Here is a 20348-nt window from a genome sequence, read left to right as displayed (position 1 = left end):
CTCACTCGATGGGGACGTCGTCGAAGTAGCCGACGCTGGGGATCTGCACGCCGACCCGGTCGGCGTCCTCGGGAACACCGGTGAACAGCGAGTAGTAGGGCGCGGTGTCGCCGGGCCGCAGGGGGTTGCCGGTGGGACTGCAGGAGCAGGTGTCGCCCTCGGTCACCGGCCCGTACTTCCTGCCGGTCGCCGGGGCCACCAGCATCACCCCGGCGGTGCTGTTGTACTGCCATTTGCTGCCCGGCTCCGTGCCGAAGGCGGTCCACGGGTTCCAGGCCTTGTCGCCGGCGTTCCGCACCGACCACTGGAGGGTGACGGTACGGCCCTCACGGGTGAGCGAGGCGACCTCGACGTGCAGCTTGACCCCGTCGACCTGGAGATCGCGGCCCGCCGTGGGTGCGCCGCCGCCGGGCCGTTCCCGGCCGCCGTACAGCGTGAGGGCCAGCACGGCCGCCGAGACGGCCACGGCGGTCACCGCGACCAGCAGCGGCACCAGCCACCGGCGGGGCGGCCGGTCCGTCACGGGACGCGGGACGGGCACGCTCACGTCCCAGCCGGCGGACACCAGCCGGGTCGCGGCCTCCGCCGTCACCCTCTCGCGGCCGAGCAGCCGGTCGAGGAGCTGCTGGGCGGTGGGGCGGCGCGCCGGGTCCTTGTCCAGGGCCTGCTCGACCAGGGGGCGCAGCCGCTCGTCGAGGCCGTCCAGGCGCGGCACGTGGTGGGCGACCCGGTAGAGGATCTCGGCGTCACTCCGGCCGGGGAACGGCGGGCGACCCGTGGCGGCGTAGGTGACCACGCACCCCCACGCGAACACGTCCGCCGCCGCGGTCACCCGCTCGCCGCGGCCCTGCTCGGGCGACATGTACGGCAGCGTGCCGACCACCACGCCGGTGTCGCCCTGCCCGGCGAGGGTGTCGGCGAGCTGGGCGATGCCGAAGTCGATGACCCGCGGTCCCACGGGGCTGAGCAGGATGTTCGACGGCTTGAGGTCGCGGTGCACCACGCCCGCCCCGTGGATGGCCGACAACGCCGTGGCCACCCCGACGGCGAGGGCCTCCAGCGTGGACCCGCTCATCGGGCCCTGCGCCTCCACCACGGCTGACAGGTCGGGGCCGTCGATGTACTCGGTCGCGATGTACGCCTGCGCCCCGCCGGCGCCCGTGTCCAGGCCCCCCGTGTCCAGGCCCCCCGTGTTCGGACCAACCGTGTTGGGGCCGCCCGTGTCCAGGCCGACGTCCAGCACGGCCGCGGTGCAGAACCGGGCGACCTGCCGGGCGGCCTCCGCCTCCGCGCGGAAGCGCCGCTGGAACTCCTCGCGCGCGGCCAGCTCCGGCCGCATGACCTTGAGCGCCACGTGCCGCCCGGAGCCGTCGCGCGCCAGGTACACGATGCCCATGCCGCCCTCGCCGAGCCTGCGGTCCAGGACGTACGGGCCGATGGTGCGCCGCTGCGCGCTGGTCGCGTCGGGGGATAGATGCCCATTCATCGCGCCCTATCATGCCGTGCCGCATCTCTCCCCGCAGCCCGCAGCCCGCCGCCTTCCCCGGACCCCGAGCACGTGGCAGGCCGCGACCGGATCAGCTACCGGGAGGGCGGGGGGAGCTCGCCGGAGCCGCGGGCGACCAGCTCGACCGGGACCTTGACGCGACGCGGCGTGTCCGAAGGGTCCAGGAGCAGGTCCACCGCGCTGCGCCCGAGCCGGGTCACGTCGTAGCGCACCACCGTCACCCCGGGGTTGAACACGTCCGCCAGCGCGAAGTCGTCGAAGCCCACGTACGCCGGATGTTCGGGCCGTTCGCGTAGCGCCTGGAGGATGCCGATCGCCGCCCGGTTGTTGGTGGCGAAGAAGGCCGTGGGCGGGTCGTCCAGGGACAGCAGCCGCGCCACCTCGTGCCCGGCCCGCCACGGGTCGAAGACACCCCGCACCACCAGCGACTCGTCCACGGCCACGCCCGCTTCCCCCAGCGCCGCGCGGTAGCCGCAGGCGCGGTCGTGGACCGAGCTGAACGCCTCGTCGTCGGAGATCAGCCCGATGCGCCGGTGCCCGCGGGCCAGCAGGTGCTCCGTCGCCATCCGGCCGCCCCGGACGTCGTCCAGCAGCACCACGTCGGCCCGCTCCAGGCCGTGCGGGACCCGGTCCACGAACACCGTGGTCAGGCCGCCGTGCTCGGCGAGCCAGCCGTGGTCGGCGGCGGACGGCACGATGATCAGCGAGTCGACGCCCCGCGCGTACATCGACTCCACGAGCATCCGCTCCCGCTCCGGCCGTTCCTCGTACGAGCCGAAGACCACGAGCGCCGCGTGGTCGGCCGCCGCCGCCTCGGCCGCCTTGGCCAGCCGGGAGTAGAACTCGTTGGAGATGTTCTCCATGATCAGCCCGATCGTCAGCATGGTGGCGCCGCGGGCCAGCCGGGCGGCCGCCTCGTTGCGGCGGAAGCCGAGCACGCCGATCGCCTCCTGCACCCTCCGCTGGAGGACGGGGCTGACGTGCGGCTCCTGGTTCACCACCCGCGACACGGTCTTGAGGCTGACACCCGCCTGACGGGCCACGTCGGCCATAGTGGGTTTGCGGCGCGCTGTCATACTGTGCCCCCATGGACGATGAATGGATCTGTGGCCGGCTGGGCGAGGACGAACCGTGGATGCTCGGCGCGGTCAACCCACCGGTGTTCGAGAACTCGGTGTTCACCTTCGCCACGGCCGGTGAGCTCGGCGAGGCGATCAGGAACGAGGACGAGCGGTACGTCTACTGGCGCGGCACGAACCCGACCGTGGACCTCGTCCAGCGCAAGCTGGCGGCGCTGGAGCGGGCCGAGCGGGCCAAGTGCTTCGCCTCCGGGATGGGCGCCATCTCGGCGACGATCTCGTCGCTGGTGTCGGCCGGCGACCATGTGCTGGTGCTGGGCGCGGTCTACGGGCCGACCACCCAGTTCCTGCGTTACCTCGAGAAGTTCGGCGTCACGCATACGCACGTCGACGATCTCGTCAGCTGTGACAGCGCTATCAGGGAGAGCACGCGTCTACTGTACTTCGAGTCGCCCTCCTACATGCGGTATGAGGTCTTCGACATCCCCGCCGTCACGGCGTGGGCCGCGGAGCGCGGCCTGGTCACGGTCATGGACAACACCTGGTCCACCCCGCTCTTCCAGAAGCCGCTCACCATGGGCGTCGACCTGGTGGTCCACTCGCTGTCGAAGTACGTGGGCGGGCACAGCGACCTGGTCGGCGGCGTGGTGGCCGGTCCGTCGCGGCTGATCCGGCCGCTCGCGCTGACCGAGTACCAGCTCTACGGCGCCGCCATGTCGCCGCACGACGCGGCCAAGGTGATCAAGGGGCTGCGCACGCTGCCCGTGCGGATGGCGGCCCACCAGGAGCGCGGCCTGGCGGTGGCGCAGTTCCTGGACGAGCACCCGGCCGTCCGGCGCGTCAACCACCCGGGGCTGCCCTCCCACCCGGGTCACGCGCTGGCCGCCGGCCAGATGTCCGGCTTCTCCAGCCTGTTCAGCCTGGAGCTCGACACGGAGTCGCGGGAGGAGGTGGCGGGCTTCATCGACCTGCTGCGGCACTTCCGCGTCGGGGTGTCGTGGGGCGGCTTCGAGAGCCTGGTCAACGCCCCCGCCCTGTCCACCGAGGAGAGTGTGCGGGCCACCATGGGCATCCCCGTCGGCCTCGTCAGGCTGTCGGTGGGGCTGGAGCCGGCCGACACGTTGATCAAGGACCTGGGTCTGGCGCTGGAGGGGGTTGGTCGCCTAGCGTGACTGACAGCGCTGTCTGCCGTGTCATCCGGCAGTGCGGCCGGCGGTCCCCGCCGCCGGCCCGACGGCGGACTCCCAGTGCTGTCTTACTCGTGCGGAGGCACCTATGCGAACCCCCCTTCTGTCGGCCTCAGCAGCAGCGATGGCCGCGACGCTCGTCCTCGCCGGCTGCGGCTCCGGCTCGTCCTCGGGTGAGGTCAAGCTACGCATGATCGAGAGCCTGACCAGCCCCGAACGGACCAAGCTGCTCAAGACCCTGATCGAGGGCTTCGAGAAGGCGAACCCGGGCGTGGAGGTGGAGCTCGTCTCGCCCCCGCTGGACAGCGCCGACCAGAAGATCACCCAGATCCTGCAGACGAAGAAGGACCTGGACGTGCTGGAGGTCCGCGACCACACGGCCAAGTCCTTCTCCAACAACGGCTGGCTGGCCGAGCTGCCCACCACCCAGTGGGCCGGCTGGTCCGACCTGACCGAGCTGGCCCAGAAGAAGGCCGTCGAGATCGGCGGCAAGGCGTACCTCATCCCGTACGGCTTCTACCAGCGCACGCTGTTCTACCGCACCGACTGGGGCCTGGCACAGCCGCCGCAGACCTGGCAGGAGCTGTACGAGGCGGGCAAGAAGATGACCTCCGGCGACCGGTTCGGCTACTCCTTCCGGGGCGGCAAGGGCGGCGCCGACTACGCGGTCCAGATGATCAGCGCGTACAACGGCGAGGCCCTCGATCCGCAGAAGTCCTTCTACCTCAAGGACAAGCGGACGATCTTCTCGACGCCCGAGGCCGCGCAGGCCCTCGACCTGTACGTGAAGATCTTCAAGGAGGCGTCGCCGCCCGACTCGGTCTCCTGGGGCTACCCGGAGATGGTGCAGGGCTTCACCTCCGGCGTCACCGGCATGCTCATCCAGGACCCCGAGGTCATCAAGACCGTCGAGGAGAGCGGGGTCAAGGCGTGGTCGACGGCGCCGATCCCGAAGGGCCCGTCCGGCTACGCCTTCCAGCCGGTCGGCTACGCGGGCTGGGGCGTCACCGCCTTCAGCGAGCACCAGAAGGAGGCGGTCAAGCTGGTGCAGTACCTGTCGGAGGCCAAGCAGAGCATCGCCTTCGCCAAGGGCAACTCGCTCATCCCGATCTCCCGGCAGGCGCAGAACGACCCGCAGTTCTCGCAGGGCGCGTGGAAGGCGTACCTGGAGGCGCAGCAGGACCCGAAGCAGGTCATCACGGTCCGGCCGGTCGACTACCCGGGCTGGAGCCAGTTCATCGCCGACTCCGACCGTGACGTGCAGGCGCTGATCACCGGCAGGAAGACCGTCGCCGAGGTGCTCACGTCCTGGGACGCGTTCTGGGCGGACCAGGCGAAGAAGGTCTCGTGAGCCAGGTCGCCCGTCCCGCGTTCACGGGGCGCAGGGCCAGGTTCGTCGCGCTGTGCCTGCTGCCCGGCGTGGTGTTCGTGCTGGTGTTCACGTACTACCCGATGATCCGCGGCGCGGTCATCGCCTTCCAGCGCTACAACCTGTTCGACCTGACCTCGACGCCGTTCGTCGGGCTGGAGAACTTCCGGGCGGTGCTGGCGGAGGACCGGTTCTGGACCGCGCTGCGCAACACCGGCACGTGGGTGGCGGTGTCGCTGTTCTTCCAGTTCTTCCTCGGGTTCGGGCTGGCGCTGCTGCTGCGCCGGCACTTCCGGGGCCGCGGCCTCTACCAGGCGTGGGTGTTCTTCCCGTGGGCCATGTCGGGCTTCCTCATCGGGCTGCTGTGGCGGTGGATGTTCAACGGGCAGTTCGGCGTGGTCAACGACCTGCTGCTGAAAGCGGGGATCATCGACGGGCGGATCGGGTTCCTGGCCTCGCCGGGCTGGGCGATGACCTCGGTGATCGTGGCCAACGTCTGGTACGGCGTGACGTTCTTCGCCATCATGATCATGGCGGCGCTCCAGTCGGTGCCGGCGGAGCTGTACGAGGCGGCGTCGGTGGACGGCGCCTCCCGGCTGCGGCAGTTCTGGCACGTGACGCTGCCGCACATCCGCCCGACGCTGGCCCTGATCGTGCTGCTGCGGATCATCTGGATCCTCAACTTCCCCGACCTCATCTACGCCATGACCGGCGGCGGGCCGGCGGGGAGCACCGACATCATCACGACGTTCCTCATCCAGCAGGTCATCGGCGGCGACTACGGCCGGGCCGGCGCGGTCGGGATGCTCATCCTGGGCCTGCTGCTCGCCTTCAGCGTCTTCTACCTGAACGCCACCCGATTCGAGAGGTCCCGATGAGACGCCCGGCCAAGGGGGCCGTGCTCGCGGTCTGGCTGGTGATCACGCTGTTCCCGCTGTACTGGATCGCCGTCACCTCGCTCAAGCCCAAGGCGGAGATCTTCTCGATGCCGCTGAGGTACTGGCCGGGCGAGGTGACCTTCGAGCACTACGCGGACCTGTTCTCGTTCGCCGACTTCGGCGCGTACCTGCTCAACAGCCTGCTCGTCTCGCTGGTCGCGGCGGCGGCCGTCACCGTGATCGGGGTGCTCGGCGGCTACACGCTGGCGCGCTTCTCCTTCCCCGGCAGGGGCGCGCTGATGCTGGCGTTCCTGGTCACGCAGATGATCCCGCTGTTCATCGCGCTCGGGCCGCTGTACCTGCTGATGTCCGACCTCGACCTGCTCAACCATCTCGCCGGGCTCATGCTCGTGTACGTGGCGATGCTGGTGCCGTTCTCCACGATCATCATGCGGGGGTTCTACGAGCGGATCCCGGTGGCGCTGGAGGAGGCGGCGCAGGTGGACGGGGCCTCCCGGCTCGCGGCGATGGTCCGCGTGGTGATCCCGGTGATGCTGCCGGGCATCGCGGCGACGTTCATCTTCGCGTTCGTGCAGTGCTGGAACGAGCTGTTCCTGGCGATCACGTTCATCGACAGCGAGGACGCCAAGACGATCCCGGTGGCGATGAACTCCTTCATCACCCAGTACGACATCGACTGGGGCTCCATGGCCGCGGCGACCGTGGTGTCGGTGATCCCGACCCTGGTGCTCTTCGCCGCCATCAGGCGCTACATCGTGGAGGGGCTCACCGCGGGCGCAGTCAAGGGGTGAGGGGGGCTTGACAGAGGCAGACATCGGATGGATCTTCTCATTCATCAGCGGTCTCGCCCCCCAATCCCTGCGCTGGAGCCTTTCATGTCCGAAAATTCGCCCTTAACGCCGGAAGTCCTCGGAGGTATGGCCTCGCGCCGAGCTGTCATCGGCTCCGCGGGCGGCCTCGCCCTCGCCCTCGCCCTGCTCACCACCGCCGCCACCGCCGGCCCCGCCCGGGCGGGCACGTCCGCCACCGGAGCGTCCGCCGGCGGGGCGGCCGCTCCCGCCTGGCGGCTCCAGCAACGGATCACCTGGCAGGACTTCATGAAGGACCAGGACCTGCGGTGGGGCCGGATGCCCAAGGCCTGGCACGAGGGCCCGTTCCTCGGGGACGGGCTGCTGGGCAGCATGATCTACCAGGAGCCCGGCCAGAACAAGATCCGCTTCACCGTCCAGCACGGCCGCGTTCAGGACCACCGGCCCGAGTTCGGCAGCGGCTGGGGCACCTGCCGGCTGCCCGTCGGCCACCTCACCCTCGACCCCCTCGGCGCGATCACCGCGGTGGACTGGCGGCTCGACCTCTGGAACGCCGAGTTCACCGGCACCGTCACCACCGACAAGGGCACGCTGACCTGCTCGGCGTTCATCCGGGACGAGATCCTCGTGGCCAGGGCCGCGGCCGCCGGCGGCGAGCAGGTGCGCTGGACCTTCCACCCCGAGGAGGCCGCCAGCCCCCGCGGCGCCAGTGAGGCCCCGCCGTCCGGCTACACCCCCAACCCCGCCTGGACCACGGCGTCCTCCGGCGGCATCGCGCAGGTGATCCAGCCGCTGACCGGCGGCGGCCAGACCGCGACCGCCTACCGGGTGCGCGGCGACACGCTCATGCTGACCGTCGCCCACAGCTTCCCCGCCGCCGACGCCCAGGCCACCGCCGTGGCCCGGATCAAGGGCGCCGAGCCGTACGGCACGCTCAGGCAGCGGCACCGCGACTGGTGGCACGACTTCTACGGCAAGAGCTTCATCTCCCTGCCCGACGAGCGGCTGCAGAGCTTCTACTGGATCCAGCTCTACAAGACGGCCTCGGCCAGCCGCGCCGGCGGGCCCGTCATGGCGACGACCGGCCCCTGGCTGGAGCCGACCCCGTGGCCCGCCGTGTGGTGGAACCTCAACGTGCAGCTGGAGTACTGGCTCATCCACGGCTCCAACCACCTGGAGCTCGACTCGCTCACCTCCACCCTGGACCGCAACCGGGACCAGCTCGTCGCCAACGTCCCCGCCGCCTACCGGGCCGACTCCGCGGGCGTGGGCCGCAGCTCCGACATGTTCGCCACCCGCGGCGTCGGCACTCCCGGCTCCGGCGCCGAGGTCGGCGACCTCACCTGGGCGTTGCACAACGTCTGGCTGTCCTACCGGCACACCATGGACGACGGGCTGCTGCGGGACACGGTCTTCCCGCTGCTGCGCCGGGCCGTCAACTACTACCTGCACTTCCTGGCCCCCGGCGCCGACGGGAAGCTGCACCTGCCGAGCACGCTGTCGCCGGAGTACCCCGTCACGCCGCCGCGCGACACCAACTACGACCTGGCGCTCATCCGCTGGGGGTGCCGGACGCTGCTCGACTCGGCCGCGCGCCTGCGCGTGGACGACCCGCTCAAGGCCCGCTGGCAGGAGGTGCTCGACACCCTGGTGGACTACCCGGCGGACGCCAACGGCTTCATGATCGGCGCCGAGACCCCGTACGACCAGTCCCACCGCCACTACTCGCACCTGCTCATGGTGTACCCGCTGTACCAGGTCAACTGGGACCAGCCGGAGCATCGGGAGATCATCGAGAAGTCGGTCGTCCGCTGGCAGTCGCTCACCGGCGCGCACCGCGGCTACAGCTACACCGGAGCCGCCTCCCTGTACGCGATGATGGGCCGCGGCGACACCGCCCTGTCGTACCTGGACAAGTTCTTCGACCCGGCCAGCCGCTTCCCCTGCCGCGCCAACACCCACTACGCCGAGGGCGGCCCGGTCATCGAGACGCCGCTGTCGGCCGCCCAGTCGATCCACGACATGCTCTGCCAGAGCTGGGGCGGCGTCGTCCGGGTCTTCCCGGCCGTCCCGGCCGCCTGGCAGGACGTCACGCTGCACGACTTCCGCACCCAGGGCGCGTTCCTCGTCTCCGCCGTACGGCGGGCCGGCGTGACCCGCTTCATCCGGGTCAGGAGCCTGGCCGGCGAGCCGTTGCGGCTCAGGCACGGCCTGACCGGCAAGATCACCGCGGTGCTGGAGGACGGCGCCGCGGCCACGGTCAAGGACCTGGGCGGCGGCGTCGTGGAGATCACCCTGCCCAAGGGCCGGGAGGTCCTGGTCCACACCGGCGCGCGGCCGGACGTGGTCGTCGCGCCCGTGGCGACGGCCAAGCCCGCCGACCCGTGGGGCCTGCCGCCGATCCCCCCGCCGGGACCGACCACCCCGGTGAGCCTGTCGGCGCACTTCGACAACGACGCGGTGTCCTCCCACGAGGCCATGACCGACGGCGACGCCGACGGCTCCGGCTACACCTACCCGGCCGAGGAGCTGCCGCCCGCCGGCCCGCTCGTCCACGAGGGCCTGACCTTCACCTTCCCCGCGTACGGCGACGGCGCCAGGAACAACGTGACCGGGCAGGGCCAGACCATCGCCGTGCCGGCCGGTAGGTACACCAGGGCGCGGCTGCTGGGCGCGGCCACCTCCGGGGCGCTCACGGGCACGCTGACCGCCACCTACGCCGACGGCTCCACCGCCCAGGTGCCGTTCACGATGCCCGACTGGGGCGGCGCGGGGGCCTCGCCGACCACCGAGGTGCTGCGCTGCACCCACCGGCACGGCCGCAGCGGCTCCAACACGCTCAAGGTCGGCCTGTTCGAGACGCGGGCGGAGCTGGACCCGGCCAAGGAGCTGCGCTCGCTCACGCTGCCGGCGCTCACCCGCCCGCAGCTCCACCTGTTCGCCCTCTCGCTGGAAGGGCCGGCCCGATGAGCGCGCGCGTCCCGGAGGCGCGCGACGTGCCGGCCGCCGGCCGGGCAGGCCCCCTGGACACCGCCCTGACCGACGCCGGCGGGGCCGACCGTTCGTCGCGCGAATGGGACCTTTCATCGCAAGCGCCGCACGGTTGGCCTCAATGCCGTGGCGGCTCGCCGAACGACCCCCTGTGAGGCCTCCACTACGGATAGGTTGCGCTCCTACGTTGGGCGTGATCCGCATCACAGTGGAGGTCTCGTGACGACTCAAGAACATGACGCATCCGTTTATGAGCAGGTCCAGGAGAGCACCGAGTTCCAGGACCTGAAGCGGCGCTTCCGCCGCTGGACGTTCCCGATGACGGTCGCGTTCCTGACGTGGTACCTGCTCTACGTCATCCTGTCCGGCTTCGCCCGTGACTTCATGGGCATCAAGCTGTTCGGCAACGTGAACGTCGCCCTGGTCTTCGGCCTGCTCCAGTTCGTGTCGACGTTCTGGATCGCCTGGGCGTACGCGCGGCACGCCGAGAAGAAGCTCGACCCCATCGCCGATAAGCTCCGCAACGAGGTCGAGGAGAAGGCCCTGTGAGTTCGACGACCCTCGCGACCACGCTCTTCCTCCTCTTCGTCGCGCTGACGCTGGGGATCACGTTCTGGGCCAGCCGCCAGACCAAGACGGCCGCCGACTACTACGCCGGCGGCCGGTCCTTCAGCGGCGCCCAGAACGGCCTGGCCATCGGCGGCGACTACATGTCGGCCGCCTCGTTCCTCGGCATCGCCGGCATCATCGCCCTGTCCGGCTACGACGGGTTCCTGTACTCCATCGGCTTCCTCGTGGCCTGGCTGGTCGCGCTGCTGCTCGTCGCCGAGCTGATGCGCAACTCCGGCAAGTTCACCATGGCCGACGTGCTGGCCTTCCGCATGAGCCCGCGCCCGGTCCGCACCGCCGCCGGCGTCTCCACGATCACGGTCAGCATCTTCTACCTGCTGGCCCAGATGGTCGGCGCGGGCGCCCTCGTCGGCCTGCTGCTCGGCATCACCTCGCCGTCCGGCAAGGCGTGGACGATCGTCGGCGTCGGCGCCCTCATGATCGTGTACGTCGTCTTCGGCGGCATGAAGGGCACCACCTGGGTGCAGATCGTCAAGGCCGTCCTGCTCATGACCGGCGCCGCCCTGATCACGATCCTCGTCCTCGCCCACTACGGCTTCAACCTGTCGTCGCTGCTCGGCGACGCCGCCACGCAGAGCGGCAAGGGCGACAGCTTCCTCATCCCCGGCCTGAAGTACGGCACCGAGGCGCAGGGCCTGGCCGGCAAGATCGACCTGATCAGCCTCGGCCTCGCGCTCGTCCTCGGCACGGCCGGTCTGCCGCACATCCTCATCCGCTTCTACACCGTGCCGACCGCCAAGGACGCCCGCAAGTCCGTCCTGTGGGGCATCGGCATCATCGGCGTGTTCTACCTGCTCACGCTCGTCCTCGGCTTCGGCGCCGCCGCCCTGGTCGGAGGCAAGGCCATCGCGGCCGCCGACAAGGCGGGCAACACGGCGGCGCCGCTGCTCGCCAAGGCCATCGGTGAGACGTTCCTCGGCGACGTGGGCGGCACCATCCTGCTGGCGCTCATCGGCGCCGTCGCCTTCGCCACGATCCTCGCCGTCGTCGCGGGCCTCACGCTCGCCTCCTCCTCCAGCTTCGCCCACGACCTGTACGCGCACGTCTTCAAGCGCGGCAACGTCACCGACCGGGAGGAGGTGCTGGTGGCCCGCATCTCCGCGTTCGTCATCGGCGCCGTCTCGATCGGCCTCGGCATCCTGGCGCAGGGGCAGAACGTCGCGTTCCTGGTGGCGCTGGCCTTCGCCGTCGCCGCCTCCGGCAACCTGCCGGCCATCCTCTACAGCCTGTTCTGGAAGAGGTTCAACACGGCCGGCGCGGTCAGCGCCATCTACGGCGGCCTGGTGTCCGCGCTCATCCTGGTGATCTTCTCGCCGGTGGTGTCCGGGTCGCCGACCGCGCTGTTCAAGGACGCCGACTTCGCCTGGTTCCCGCTCAGCAACCCCGGCATCGTCTCCATCCCGCTCGGCTTCCTGTGCGGGTGGCTGGGAACCGTGCTCAGCAAGGAGCGCAACGAGGGCAAGTACGCCGAGATCGAGGTCCGCTCGCTCACCGGCGTCGGCGCCGAGAAGGCCAGCCAGCACTGACGCGCCTCCCGGCACGGCAGGAGGGCCCGGCCACCCGGCCGGGCCCTCCTCGCGCGTACGGGCGACGTTACGTGCTGACGGGCTCGGCGCGCAGCCGGGCCGAGTGCTTCACCAGCGTGATGAGCACCTCCCGGCTGGAGTCGCGCTTGCGCGCGTCGCACATCACGATCGGGATCGCCGGGTCGAGCTGCAACGCCATCCGCACCTCGTCCAGCTCGAACGTCGGCGACCCGTCGAAGCAGTTGACCGCCACCACGAACGGCGTGCCCCGCCGCTCGAAGTAGTCGACCGAGGGGAAGCAGTCGGCCAGGCGCCGGGTGTCGGCCAGGATCACCGCGCCCAGCGACCCCTCGGCCAGCTCGTCCCAGACGAACCAGAACCGCTCCTGACCGGGCGTGCCGAACAGGTACAGGACGTAGTCGTTGGACAGCGTGATGCGGCCGAAGTCCATGGCCACGGTCGTGGTCCGCTTGGCCTCCACCGAGGAGATGTCGTCGACGCCGACGCCCCGGTCGGTGAGGACCTCCTCGGTCCGCAGCGGCCTGGTCTCCGAGACCGCGCCGACCATCGTCGTCTTGCCGGCACCGAAGCCCCCGGCGATCAGAATCTTGATCGCCGTGGGCAGGCGCGGGCGCTCAGAGCGACCGAAGACCATCGAGCACCGCCCTGTACATCCTCATGTCACGCATGTCCACCTCGGATTGCGGTTCCTGGGCCGAGACGAGCTCCCTGTCGAACAGGTCGCCGAGCAGCACGCGGATCGTTCCCGCGGGCAGGTTGAGGTGAGCGGCGATCTCCGCCACCGATTTGGGTTCGCGGCAGAGCTGGAGAATCCGGAGATGCTCCGGGTCGAGTCCCGCGTCCGGGCCCGGCGGCGGGCCCACCGCCAGCGCCATCGAGATGAGGTCGAACCGGCCGTGCGCGGGCCGGGTGCGCCCTCGCGTGACGACGTAGGGACGGATGATCTCCGGGTCGACCCAGTGCTCCTCTCCCGGGTCCCCGGTCGTCATCACCGTTCGCTCCCGGCGACGGCCTCGCCGGTGCGCGCCGCCGAGGTCAGGTACTGGCCGACCCGCGCCACCAGCATCGCCATCTCGTACGCCACGAGGCCGATGTCGGCGTTCTGCGCGCACAGGACCGCCAGGCAGGCCCGCTCGCCCGCGTTGGTCACGATGAGGAACTGCGACCTCCACTCGACCACCGTCTGCCTGATCGGGCCGCCCTCCACCCGCTCGGAGACGCCCTTGGCCAGGCTCTGCAGCCCGGACGCCACCGCGGACAGATGCTCGCCGTCGGTCCGCTCCAGCCCCGCCGAGGAGGCCATCAGCAGCCCGTCGGAGGAGAGCACGATGGCGTGCCGGGCCTCGGGGATGCGCCCGATCAGATCGTCGAGAAGCCAGTTGAGATCCGTGCCGGAACTCGGTGTCACGCGTCGCCTCCCGGTCGCCGCTCGCCCATGAGCCGGGCCGCGTCGGTCCTGCCCAGCCGGGTGCCCGACTGCAGCGATCCCATCATCGCCCGGATCTCCTCCGGGGAGCGCTCGTCATCGTCTTCCTCGGCCGCCGCCCCCACGGGCGGCGGCTCCTCCTTCAGGGCGGGCGCCAGGCTGGCCTGGGGCACCCGCAGCGGCAGACCGCCGGGCGTGAACGCCGCCGCGGGCCGCTCCACCGCCGAGGGCTCCGGCGCCGTCCCCGCCGGCTCTCCGCGGGCCGGCTCTCCGTGGGCCGGCTCTCTACGGGCCGGCTCTCTGTGCGGCTGCTCCATCTCCGGCCTCCGATGGCTCGGAACCCTGCGTGGACGGCCGAGATCGGCCGGCTCTCTCGGCTCGGGGAGGTCTGTCAGCTCGTCCGGCTCCAGCGCCAGCGCCCTGCGGTTCGAGGCCACCTTCAGCGTGCGGACGTTCTCCCCGTTCACCGGCCTCGGCGCGGTCGCCAGGCCCGTCTGCCTGCGCGGCAGCGACGTCGGCAGGTCCTCGTGCGGCTTCGGCGCGTCGTCCATCTGGACGAGCTCCTGCGGCAGCAGGACCACGACCGTCGTCCCGCCGTACGGGGACGCCTTCAGCACCACCTGGATGCCGTGACGCTCCGCGAGACGGCTGACCACGTACAGGCCGAGCCGGGCGGTGCCGGTGATGCGGAACTCGGGCGGCTCGGCGATGCGCTCGTTGGCGGCGGCCAGGTCCTCCGGCTTCATGCCCAGGCCGCGGTCCTCGACCTCGATCACGTAACCGTTGGCCACGAGCTGCCCGCTGACCTGCACCGTCGTGTACGGCGGCGAGAACGACACCGCGTTCTCGATCACCTCGGCGAGCAGGTGGATGACGTCGCCGACGGCCCGGCCGACGAGCACCACGTCGCCCATCGGGGTGATGGTGACGCGGGTGTAGTCCTCGACCTCGGCCAGCGCGCCGCGGACCACGTCCACCATCGGCACCGAGCGCCGCCACGTGCGGGCGGGGGAGGAGCCGGACAGGACGATGAGGTTCTCGGCGTTGCGCCGCATGCGGATCGCCAGGTGGTCCAGCCGGAAGAGCTCCTTCAGCTCCTCCGGGTCGGCCTCGCGGCGCTCCATCACGTCGAGGACGGTGAGCTGCCGGTGGACCAGGCCCTGCGTGCGGCGCGCCAGGCTGAGCAGGATGTCGCGGATGCTGCGGCGCAGCTCGGCCTGCTCGGCGGCGACCCGCAGCGCGGTCTGCTGCACCGAGTTGAACGCCTGGCCCACCTGCCCGACCTCGTCGTCGCCGAACCGCAGGGCCGGGGCCTCGACGTCCACGTTGACGCTCTCGCCGCGGCCGATCCGGTCCACGACGGCGGGCAGCCGCTCGTCGGCCAGCTCGTGCGCCGCGTCGCGCAGCTTCTGCAGCTGGGCGAGGAGCTGCCGGGTGGTGGAGATCGACAGGGCGATCGACGCGATGACCGCGATGAGGCCCAGGCCGCCGGCCAGCGCCAGCCGGATGATGACGCCGATGCTGACGGGCGTGGTGCGCTCCACCAGCCGGTCACCGGCGCCGACGACGAACGCGTTGAACTCGGCCAGCCCGCGCTCCGTGGCCGAGGCCCACTGGTCGGCGCCGAACGGGATGCCCTCGCGGCCCCCGCCGTACTCGGCGACCAGGGTCTCCAGGTTGTGCAGGCGGACGATGCCGTTGCTGATCGTGAGGGCATCGTACGCGGGCCGCTCGTTGGCGGGCAGGTCGATGGCGGCCTGCTCGGTCATGATGTGCCAGGCGCCGACCGTCTCGGTGAACTTGGTCTTCTCCTCGACGGTCAGCCGGCCCTCGGCGATCGCGCCGGCCAGCAGCGCGTCCTCGCGGGAGAGCATCTCGCGGGCCTTGCTGAGCGTCCCCAGCGTGCGGATGTCCTTGGCGATCGTCTGGTCGTCCACGGTGCCGATGAGGCTGTGCATGCTGTAGAAGGAGTCGATGATCTCGTCGTACGTGGTGGCGGCCTGGGAGCGGGTGAGCTGACCGGCGTCCACGGTCTGGCGGATGGTGTCGAGACCCTCCAGGCGCTTGAACGTCTGGCTCAGGCGGGTGCTGCCCTCGTCGTCCAGGGCCCAGTCGACGATCCACTCCTGGGCGGCGGCCGTGAAGGTGGTCCGCGCGCGGTCGGCCGCCTCGCGCTGGGCCTTGAGGTCCTGGCGGGTGCGCGGGGAGGGGTCGCCGAGCCGGATCATCGTCATCCGGCGCTCGCGCTGCAGCTCCACCAGCAGCGGCTGGCTCGGGTCGATGACGCTGGTGTCGATCTGCGACACCCAGAGCAGGTTGACCCCGTCACGCAGCGTGACCCAGGCCGCGAAGACCCACAGCGCCGTCAGGGAAAGGAGCAACGCCGTGACCTTGGTCCGCAGACGTGAATTGCGGGGGCGCATAGTACCTACCCTGCGAAGTCCATGTGAATGGCTGACGACCAGGACATGCCGTGGCATACCAGCGCTGACATCCTCGGGACCTTAGCAAGGGCCTGATCATGGCTCAAGTTACCAAGGTGATTTGAACCAACATATCCGTTCTTGTCGCGACTTTTAGTCAATTCTCCTTGCGAGAGGCCGGGTTTCGCGGCCTCACCGGCACGGACCCCCGGGCGTCCGCCGGGCTGCGCTCACGCGCCCCCGCCCATCGGCCACGTCCAGTCGTGCGCCGGCCCTCCGCCGATGGCGGGCAGCGGGACGGCCGACGGCCAGGCGCCGTTCCGGGACTCCTCGTCCCGCCCGCCCGGGAGCAGCCGCAGCAGCGGCGCCTCCCTGGGCCGTACGACGGCTCCCGGAACGGGCGTGAAGCGCTGCGGGTTGGCCAGCTCCGGCTGGTACCTGCCGACCAGCGCGGCCACCACGAGCGCCGCCTGCAGGTGGAACAGGTCCTGCCCCGGGCACCCGTGCGACCCCGCGCCGAACGGGACGTAGGCGTAGGGGTGCCGCCGCTCGTGGCGCTCGGGCGCCCAGCGCTCCGGGTCGAACTCCGCCGGCCGCTCCCAGAACGCCTCCAGCCGGTGCGTCGTGTACGGACTGACGAGCACCTGCGAGCCCTCCGCGATCGGGACGCCGCCGATCTCCGTGTCCCTCACCGCCTGCCGCGGGATGATCCACGCCGGCGGATGGACGCGCAGCAGCTCCTGGAGCACCATCCGGAGGTACGTCAGCTCCTGGACGTGGCCGGGCCGTACCGGGCCGTCGCCCACGACCCACTCGATCTCGTCACGCAGCCGCGCGTTCACCTCGGGATGGTCGTGCAGCAACGTCCACAGCCAGGTCAGCGCGGTCGCCGTGGTCTCGGCGGCGGCTCCGTAGACGCCGACCAGGTCGTCGCGCACCCGCCCCGGGAGGTCCGCGCCGCCCGCGCCGTCCTCGCTGATCCTGGCCCTGATCAGGCTCGTGACCACCGCGTCCGGCCGCCCGGGGGCGTCGCCGCCCCGGTGCTCCGCCGCGCGGGCATCCTCGATCAGCGGGCGTACGACGTCGTCGATCCTGCGCGCGGCGTCCAGGAAGGTGCTGTCGCCGGGCGCCCGCATCGCGTACGGCACGAACGGGAACGGCAGGCGGACCCCGGCGGCCGTGGCGCAGACGGCGAGATCCGGCAGCAGCCGCTCGCCCGCCTCCCGCTCGCCCGCCCGCGGCGGGACGTGTCCGCCGAACAGCACCCTGACGAGGACGTGGTCGGTGATCGTGGCCATCAGGTGAGCGGCGTCGACCAGCCGGCCGCCGCGCGCGTCCTCGTCCAGCGCGGTGACGCGCCCGGCGACGACGCCGGCGATGTCCTCGGCCGGCGACGCGACCCCGGAGGCGGTGAGCAGCGGCTGGAGGATCTCCCGGCCGGACGCCCAGCCGTCGCCGTCCCCGAGGACGCCCCGCCCGGCGCCGCCGGGCAGCGGGCGCCAGAACACGCCCTCGCGCGCGAAGCCGGCCGCCCGCGTCTCCAGCACCTGCCGGACGTGGTCAGGATGGGAGACCAGGTAGGGCCGGAACGGGCCGATGTCGAGCCGGACGACCCCGCCCTCGGCTTCCACGCCCATGCGGGTCAGCTCGGTGACGGGGTCCCTGAGGAGCCGCGGGACCACACGGTAGAACGGAAGGACTCGTGGCTTGGACACGGTGGGGTCCGTGGCAAGCGGCATGAGGGCGTTCCCTACGTCGATCCTGATCTGCGGCTGCGTGCTCGAGCATCCTGCGCTGAGAAGCGCTGTCTCTGACTTCGGCAACGGGGCGCGTCAAGTATCACATGATCATGCTTTTTGATCAAGATGAGATAACGACGGCGCCGCCGCCCGCCGGTTCGCGCATGGGCGCTCGGCGCGGCCGGGGTCGCCGGCTCAGGGACGGGAGGCCTCGTCCAGCACGCGCAGCTCGTCGGCGTCCAGCTTGAGCGCGGCGGCCTCCAGCAGCGGCCGGAGCTGCGCCACATTGCGGGCGCTGGCGATCGGCGCCGCGACCGTGGGCTGCGCGGCCAGCCAGGCCAGCGCCACCGACGCGGGCTCGACCCCGCGCGCCGAGGCCACCCGGACGAGCGCCTCGACGGTGCGCGGCCCCCGCTCCGTGCTCAGGTACTCGCCGGCCCCCTTCGCCCGGGGGCTGTCGACGGTGACCCCGGGGCGGTACTTGCCGGTCAGGAAGCCGCGCGCCAGCGACGACCACGGCGTGCTGGACAGCCCCTCCCGGGCCACCACGTCACGCAGCTCGCCCTCGTAGTCGCGCTCCACCAGGTTGTACTGCTGCTGGAGCGCCACGTAACGGGTCAGGCCCTCGTCGTCGGACACCTTCAGCGCCGCGGCCAGCCGGTCGGCCTGGTAGTTGGAGGCGCCGACGTGCCGGACCTTGCCCTCGCGGACCAGCGCGTCGAACGCGCCGAGCGTCTCGGCGAGCGGCGTGTCCCGGTCGTCCACGTGCGCCCAGTAGAGGTCGATGTAGTCGGTGCGCAGCCGGCGCAGCGACCCCTCGACCGCGGTCCGGATGGTGTCCGGGGCCAGACCCTTGACGCCCTCCAGCATGCCGACCTTGGTCGCCAGCACGACGGACTCGCGGTTGCCGCGCGCCTCCAGCCACTCGCCGATCATGATCTCGGAGGTCGGCTCGCCGGTGGCCCAGTACGGGTAGACGTCGGCGGTGTCGATGAAGTTGCCGCCGCCCTCCACGTAGGCGTCGAGGACCGCGAACGCGTCCTCCTTGCCGGCGGTCCAGCCGAAGACGTTGGTGCCCAGGGATATCGGGAAAACGGACAGGTCCGTGTCGCCTATCACTCGCATCGCCCCAGTATCCCGTCCGCCTCCGCGGCGGCCGGTGGCAGCCCCCCGCCGCCGCCCCGCCCCGGGTCAGTGCCCGGCGGCCTCGGCGATCAGGACAAGGGTCTCCCTCCGGCGGGATGGCGGGGCGAGCGGGCGGAGGCTTAAGGTGCGGCTGTGGTGAGCGGTGACGCGCGCAAGCGCATCCTGGACGCGGCGGAGGAGCTGTTCGCCGGAGGCGGCTACGAGGCCACCCCGACCTCCGTCATCGCCCGGCTGGCCCAGGTGCCGAAGGGACTGGTCTTCCATTACTTCCCGCGCAAGATCGACGTGCTGGTCGCGCTGGTGGACGAGCGGACGATCGTCGAGGAGGGGCGCGACGTCGACGCGGTCCCCGGCGACCCGGCCGGCACGCTGTCCCGGCTGGCGCGCGGGCTGCCGCTGCGGGCCTCACCGGCGATGCGGCGCATCCTGTTCCGCGAGGCCGACACCCACGGCTCCGTACGGGAGCGGCTCGGCCGCCTGAACGGGGAGCTGATCCGGCGCGCCAGGTTCGCGCTGGAGCTGGCGCTGCCGGGCGCGCGCGGCGACGCGGCGCGGCTGGAGGTGGCGGCGGCCACGTTCGCCGCCGTCCTGCTCTACCAGGAGACGCTCTGTCAGCTCACCGGCCACCAGCTCGACCCGGACGCCGTGGCCGAGCTCATCGCCCATTCGCTGGCCTGACCCGGCCCTGGCCCGGCCCCTGCCTGGCCCGGGGCGGGGTGCCGGGTCGCGGTGCGGTGCCGGGCCGTGGGGTCACTAGGCGTCGAGCGCCAGCAGCTCGTCGAGCGCCGCGCGCAGATGGTCGAGCATGCCCCACACGTCGTCCGCGCGCTCCGGGCAGGCGACGACGCCGAAGTCCAGCATGCCGTCGTACGAGAAGCACGTGATGTTGAGGCCGCCGCTCACGTCGGACACCACCGACAGCGGGTAGTACGACAGCACCCGCCCCCCGCACAGGTACAACGGGAACTGCGGGCCGGGCACGTTGCTGATGATGATGTTGATGGGCGGGAACGCCACCGACGCCAGCCGGAAGAGCGCCGGCGTCGCCAGGCTCGTGAGCGGAGCGGGCAGCAGCGAGCACAGGTCCGCGGGCCAGGAGGCCGGCGCCTCGGCGAACCGGCGCTTGGCCGCCCGCATCGCGGCCCCCGTCTCACGCAGCCGGTCACGGGCGCCGGCGACGTGCGTGGGGAGGGGGGCGACCATCGCCGAGATCTGGTTGCCGACGAGCTGCCGGGCGCCCCCCGTACGGACCGCGACGGGGACGGCGGCGACCAGCGGCTCCGCGGGCAGCGCGTCCCGCTCCACCAGCCACGCGCGCAGGGCCGAGGCGCACAGGGTCATGACGACGTCGTTGACGCTGATGCCGTTGGCCTTGGCGACGCTCTTGACGTCCTTGAGCGGGACCGAGCCGAACGACACGCGCCGCTCGGCGCTGACCGGGCCGTTGAACGTGGTGCGCGGGGCCACCAGCCGGGGAACCTCCGGCCGGTGGTGCCGGTCCCGCGCCACGAGCCTGGCCGCCCTGGCGATCAGCCCGGCGCCCGGGACACTGGAGACCAGGGGGATCGCGTCGAGGTCGCCGGCCGCGCGGACGGC

At 71.6% G+C, this 20348-nt stretch carries 17 protein-coding genes; 8 read left to right on the top strand and 9 right to left on the bottom strand.

Annotation, left to right across the window (positions count from 1 at the left end; genetic code table 11):
• Nucleotide 1: 1 nt before the first annotated feature.
• Entirely contained in the window at nt 2-1486 is a 1485-nt protein-coding gene (locus ABZS51_RS32485; RefSeq protein WP_355449074.1) for a serine/threonine-protein kinase, read from the bottom strand.
• 95 nt (nt 1487-1581) lie between these two features.
• Nucleotides 1582-2550: a LacI family DNA-binding transcriptional regulator gene (locus ABZS51_RS32480; protein ID WP_355449071.1), complete on the bottom strand. Its 969-nt coding sequence runs from the start codon at nt 2548-2550 to the stop codon at nt 1582-1584.
• Nucleotides 2551-2594: 44 nt separating this feature from the next.
• Here ABZS51_RS32480 and ABZS51_RS32475 point away from each other — a divergent pair, with 44 nt between their 5' ends.
• The 7 genes from ABZS51_RS32475 to ABZS51_RS32445 all read left to right on the top strand — a co-directional run bounded on the left by ABZS51_RS32475 (nt 2595) and on the right by ABZS51_RS32445 (nt 11997).
• Entirely contained in the window at nt 2595-3758 is a 1164-nt protein-coding gene (locus ABZS51_RS32475; protein ID WP_355449068.1) for a PLP-dependent aspartate aminotransferase family protein, read from the top strand.
• 103 nt (nt 3759-3861) lie between these two features.
• Nucleotides 3862-5124: a sugar ABC transporter substrate-binding protein gene (locus ABZS51_RS32470; protein ID WP_355449065.1), complete on the top strand. Its 1263-nt coding sequence runs from the start codon at nt 3862-3864 to the stop codon at nt 5122-5124.
• A complete protein-coding gene (locus ABZS51_RS32465; protein ID WP_310711161.1) occupies nt 5121-6020 on the top strand; it encodes a sugar ABC transporter permease in 900 nt (299 codons plus the stop codon). Before ABZS51_RS32470 ends, ABZS51_RS32465 begins: the two co-directional genes overlap by 4 nt.
• A complete protein-coding gene (locus ABZS51_RS32460; RefSeq protein ID WP_355449062.1) occupies nt 6017-6832 on the top strand; it encodes a carbohydrate ABC transporter permease in 816 nt (271 codons plus the stop codon). The genes ABZS51_RS32465 and ABZS51_RS32460 overlap by 4 nt, the downstream gene beginning before the upstream one ends.
• 126 nt (nt 6833-6958) lie before the next feature.
• Nucleotides 6959-9820 (top strand): Tat pathway signal sequence domain protein, encoded by a 2862-nt coding sequence (locus tag ABZS51_RS32455; RefSeq protein ID WP_355449059.1) that lies wholly within the window; start codon nt 6959-6961, stop codon nt 9818-9820.
• Between the two features lie 240 nt (nt 9821-10060).
• Complete coding sequence (locus ABZS51_RS32450; protein WP_355449056.1) at nt 10061-10390, top strand: DUF485 domain-containing protein; 330 nt, start codon at nt 10061-10063, stop codon at nt 10388-10390.
• On the top strand, nt 10387-11997 hold the full coding sequence (locus ABZS51_RS32445) for a cation acetate symporter (RefSeq protein WP_355449053.1): 1611 nt from the start codon (nt 10387-10389) through the stop codon (nt 11995-11997). Before ABZS51_RS32450 ends, ABZS51_RS32445 begins: the two co-directional genes overlap by 4 nt.
• Before the next feature lie 67 nt (nt 11998-12064).
• Here ABZS51_RS32445 and ABZS51_RS32440 read toward each other — a convergent pair whose 3' ends face one another.
• The 6 genes from ABZS51_RS32440 to ABZS51_RS32415 form a co-directional block, all read right to left on the bottom strand.
• A complete protein-coding gene (locus ABZS51_RS32440; RefSeq protein WP_310711156.1) occupies nt 12065-12652 on the bottom strand; it encodes an ATP/GTP-binding protein in 588 nt (195 codons plus the stop codon).
• Nucleotides 12633-13007: a DUF742 domain-containing protein gene (locus ABZS51_RS32435; RefSeq protein ID WP_355449050.1), complete on the bottom strand. Its 375-nt coding sequence runs from the start codon at nt 13005-13007 to the stop codon at nt 12633-12635. The genes ABZS51_RS32440 and ABZS51_RS32435 overlap by 20 nt, the downstream gene beginning before the upstream one ends.
• The gene (locus ABZS51_RS32430) at nt 13007-13426 is read right to left on the bottom strand and encodes a roadblock/LC7 domain-containing protein (protein WP_355449047.1); all 420 of its coding nucleotides are present in this window, start codon (nt 13424-13426) and stop codon (nt 13007-13009) included. Before ABZS51_RS32430 ends, ABZS51_RS32435 begins: the two co-directional genes overlap by 1 nt.
• A complete protein-coding gene (locus tag ABZS51_RS32425) occupies nt 13423-15825 on the bottom strand; it encodes a nitrate- and nitrite sensing domain-containing protein (RefSeq protein ID WP_355449044.1) in 2403 nt (800 codons plus the stop codon). The genes ABZS51_RS32430 and ABZS51_RS32425 overlap by 4 nt, the downstream gene beginning before the upstream one ends.
• Before the next feature lie 272 nt (nt 15826-16097).
• Nucleotides 16098-17606 (bottom strand): cytochrome P450, encoded by a 1509-nt coding sequence (locus tag ABZS51_RS32420; RefSeq protein WP_355449041.1) that lies wholly within the window; start codon nt 17604-17606, stop codon nt 16098-16100.
• A gap of 195 nt (nt 17607-17801) precedes the next feature.
• Complete coding sequence (locus tag ABZS51_RS32415) at nt 17802-18731, bottom strand: aldo/keto reductase (RefSeq protein ID WP_310711151.1); 930 nt, start codon at nt 18729-18731, stop codon at nt 17802-17804.
• Nucleotides 18732-18887: 156 nt separating this feature from the next.
• Here ABZS51_RS32415 and ABZS51_RS32410 point away from each other — a divergent pair, with 156 nt between their 5' ends.
• Nucleotides 18888-19430, top strand: coding sequence for a TetR/AcrR family transcriptional regulator (locus ABZS51_RS32410; RefSeq protein ID WP_310711148.1), 543 nt, complete (start codon nt 18888-18890; stop codon nt 19428-19430).
• 75 nt (nt 19431-19505) lie between these two features.
• Here ABZS51_RS32410 and ABZS51_RS32405 read toward each other — a convergent pair.
• A partial coding sequence (locus ABZS51_RS32405) for a WS/DGAT domain-containing protein (RefSeq protein ID WP_355449038.1) occupies nt 19506-20348 on the bottom strand: 843 nt, incomplete at its 5' end.

Origin of the sequence: Nonomuraea sp. NPDC005501, assembly GCF_040605905.1 — a bacterium.
Taxonomy (GTDB): Bacteria; Actinomycetota; Actinomycetes; order Streptosporangiales; family Streptosporangiaceae; genus Nonomuraea.
This window is presented reverse-complemented; position numbering and strand designations above follow the sequence as displayed.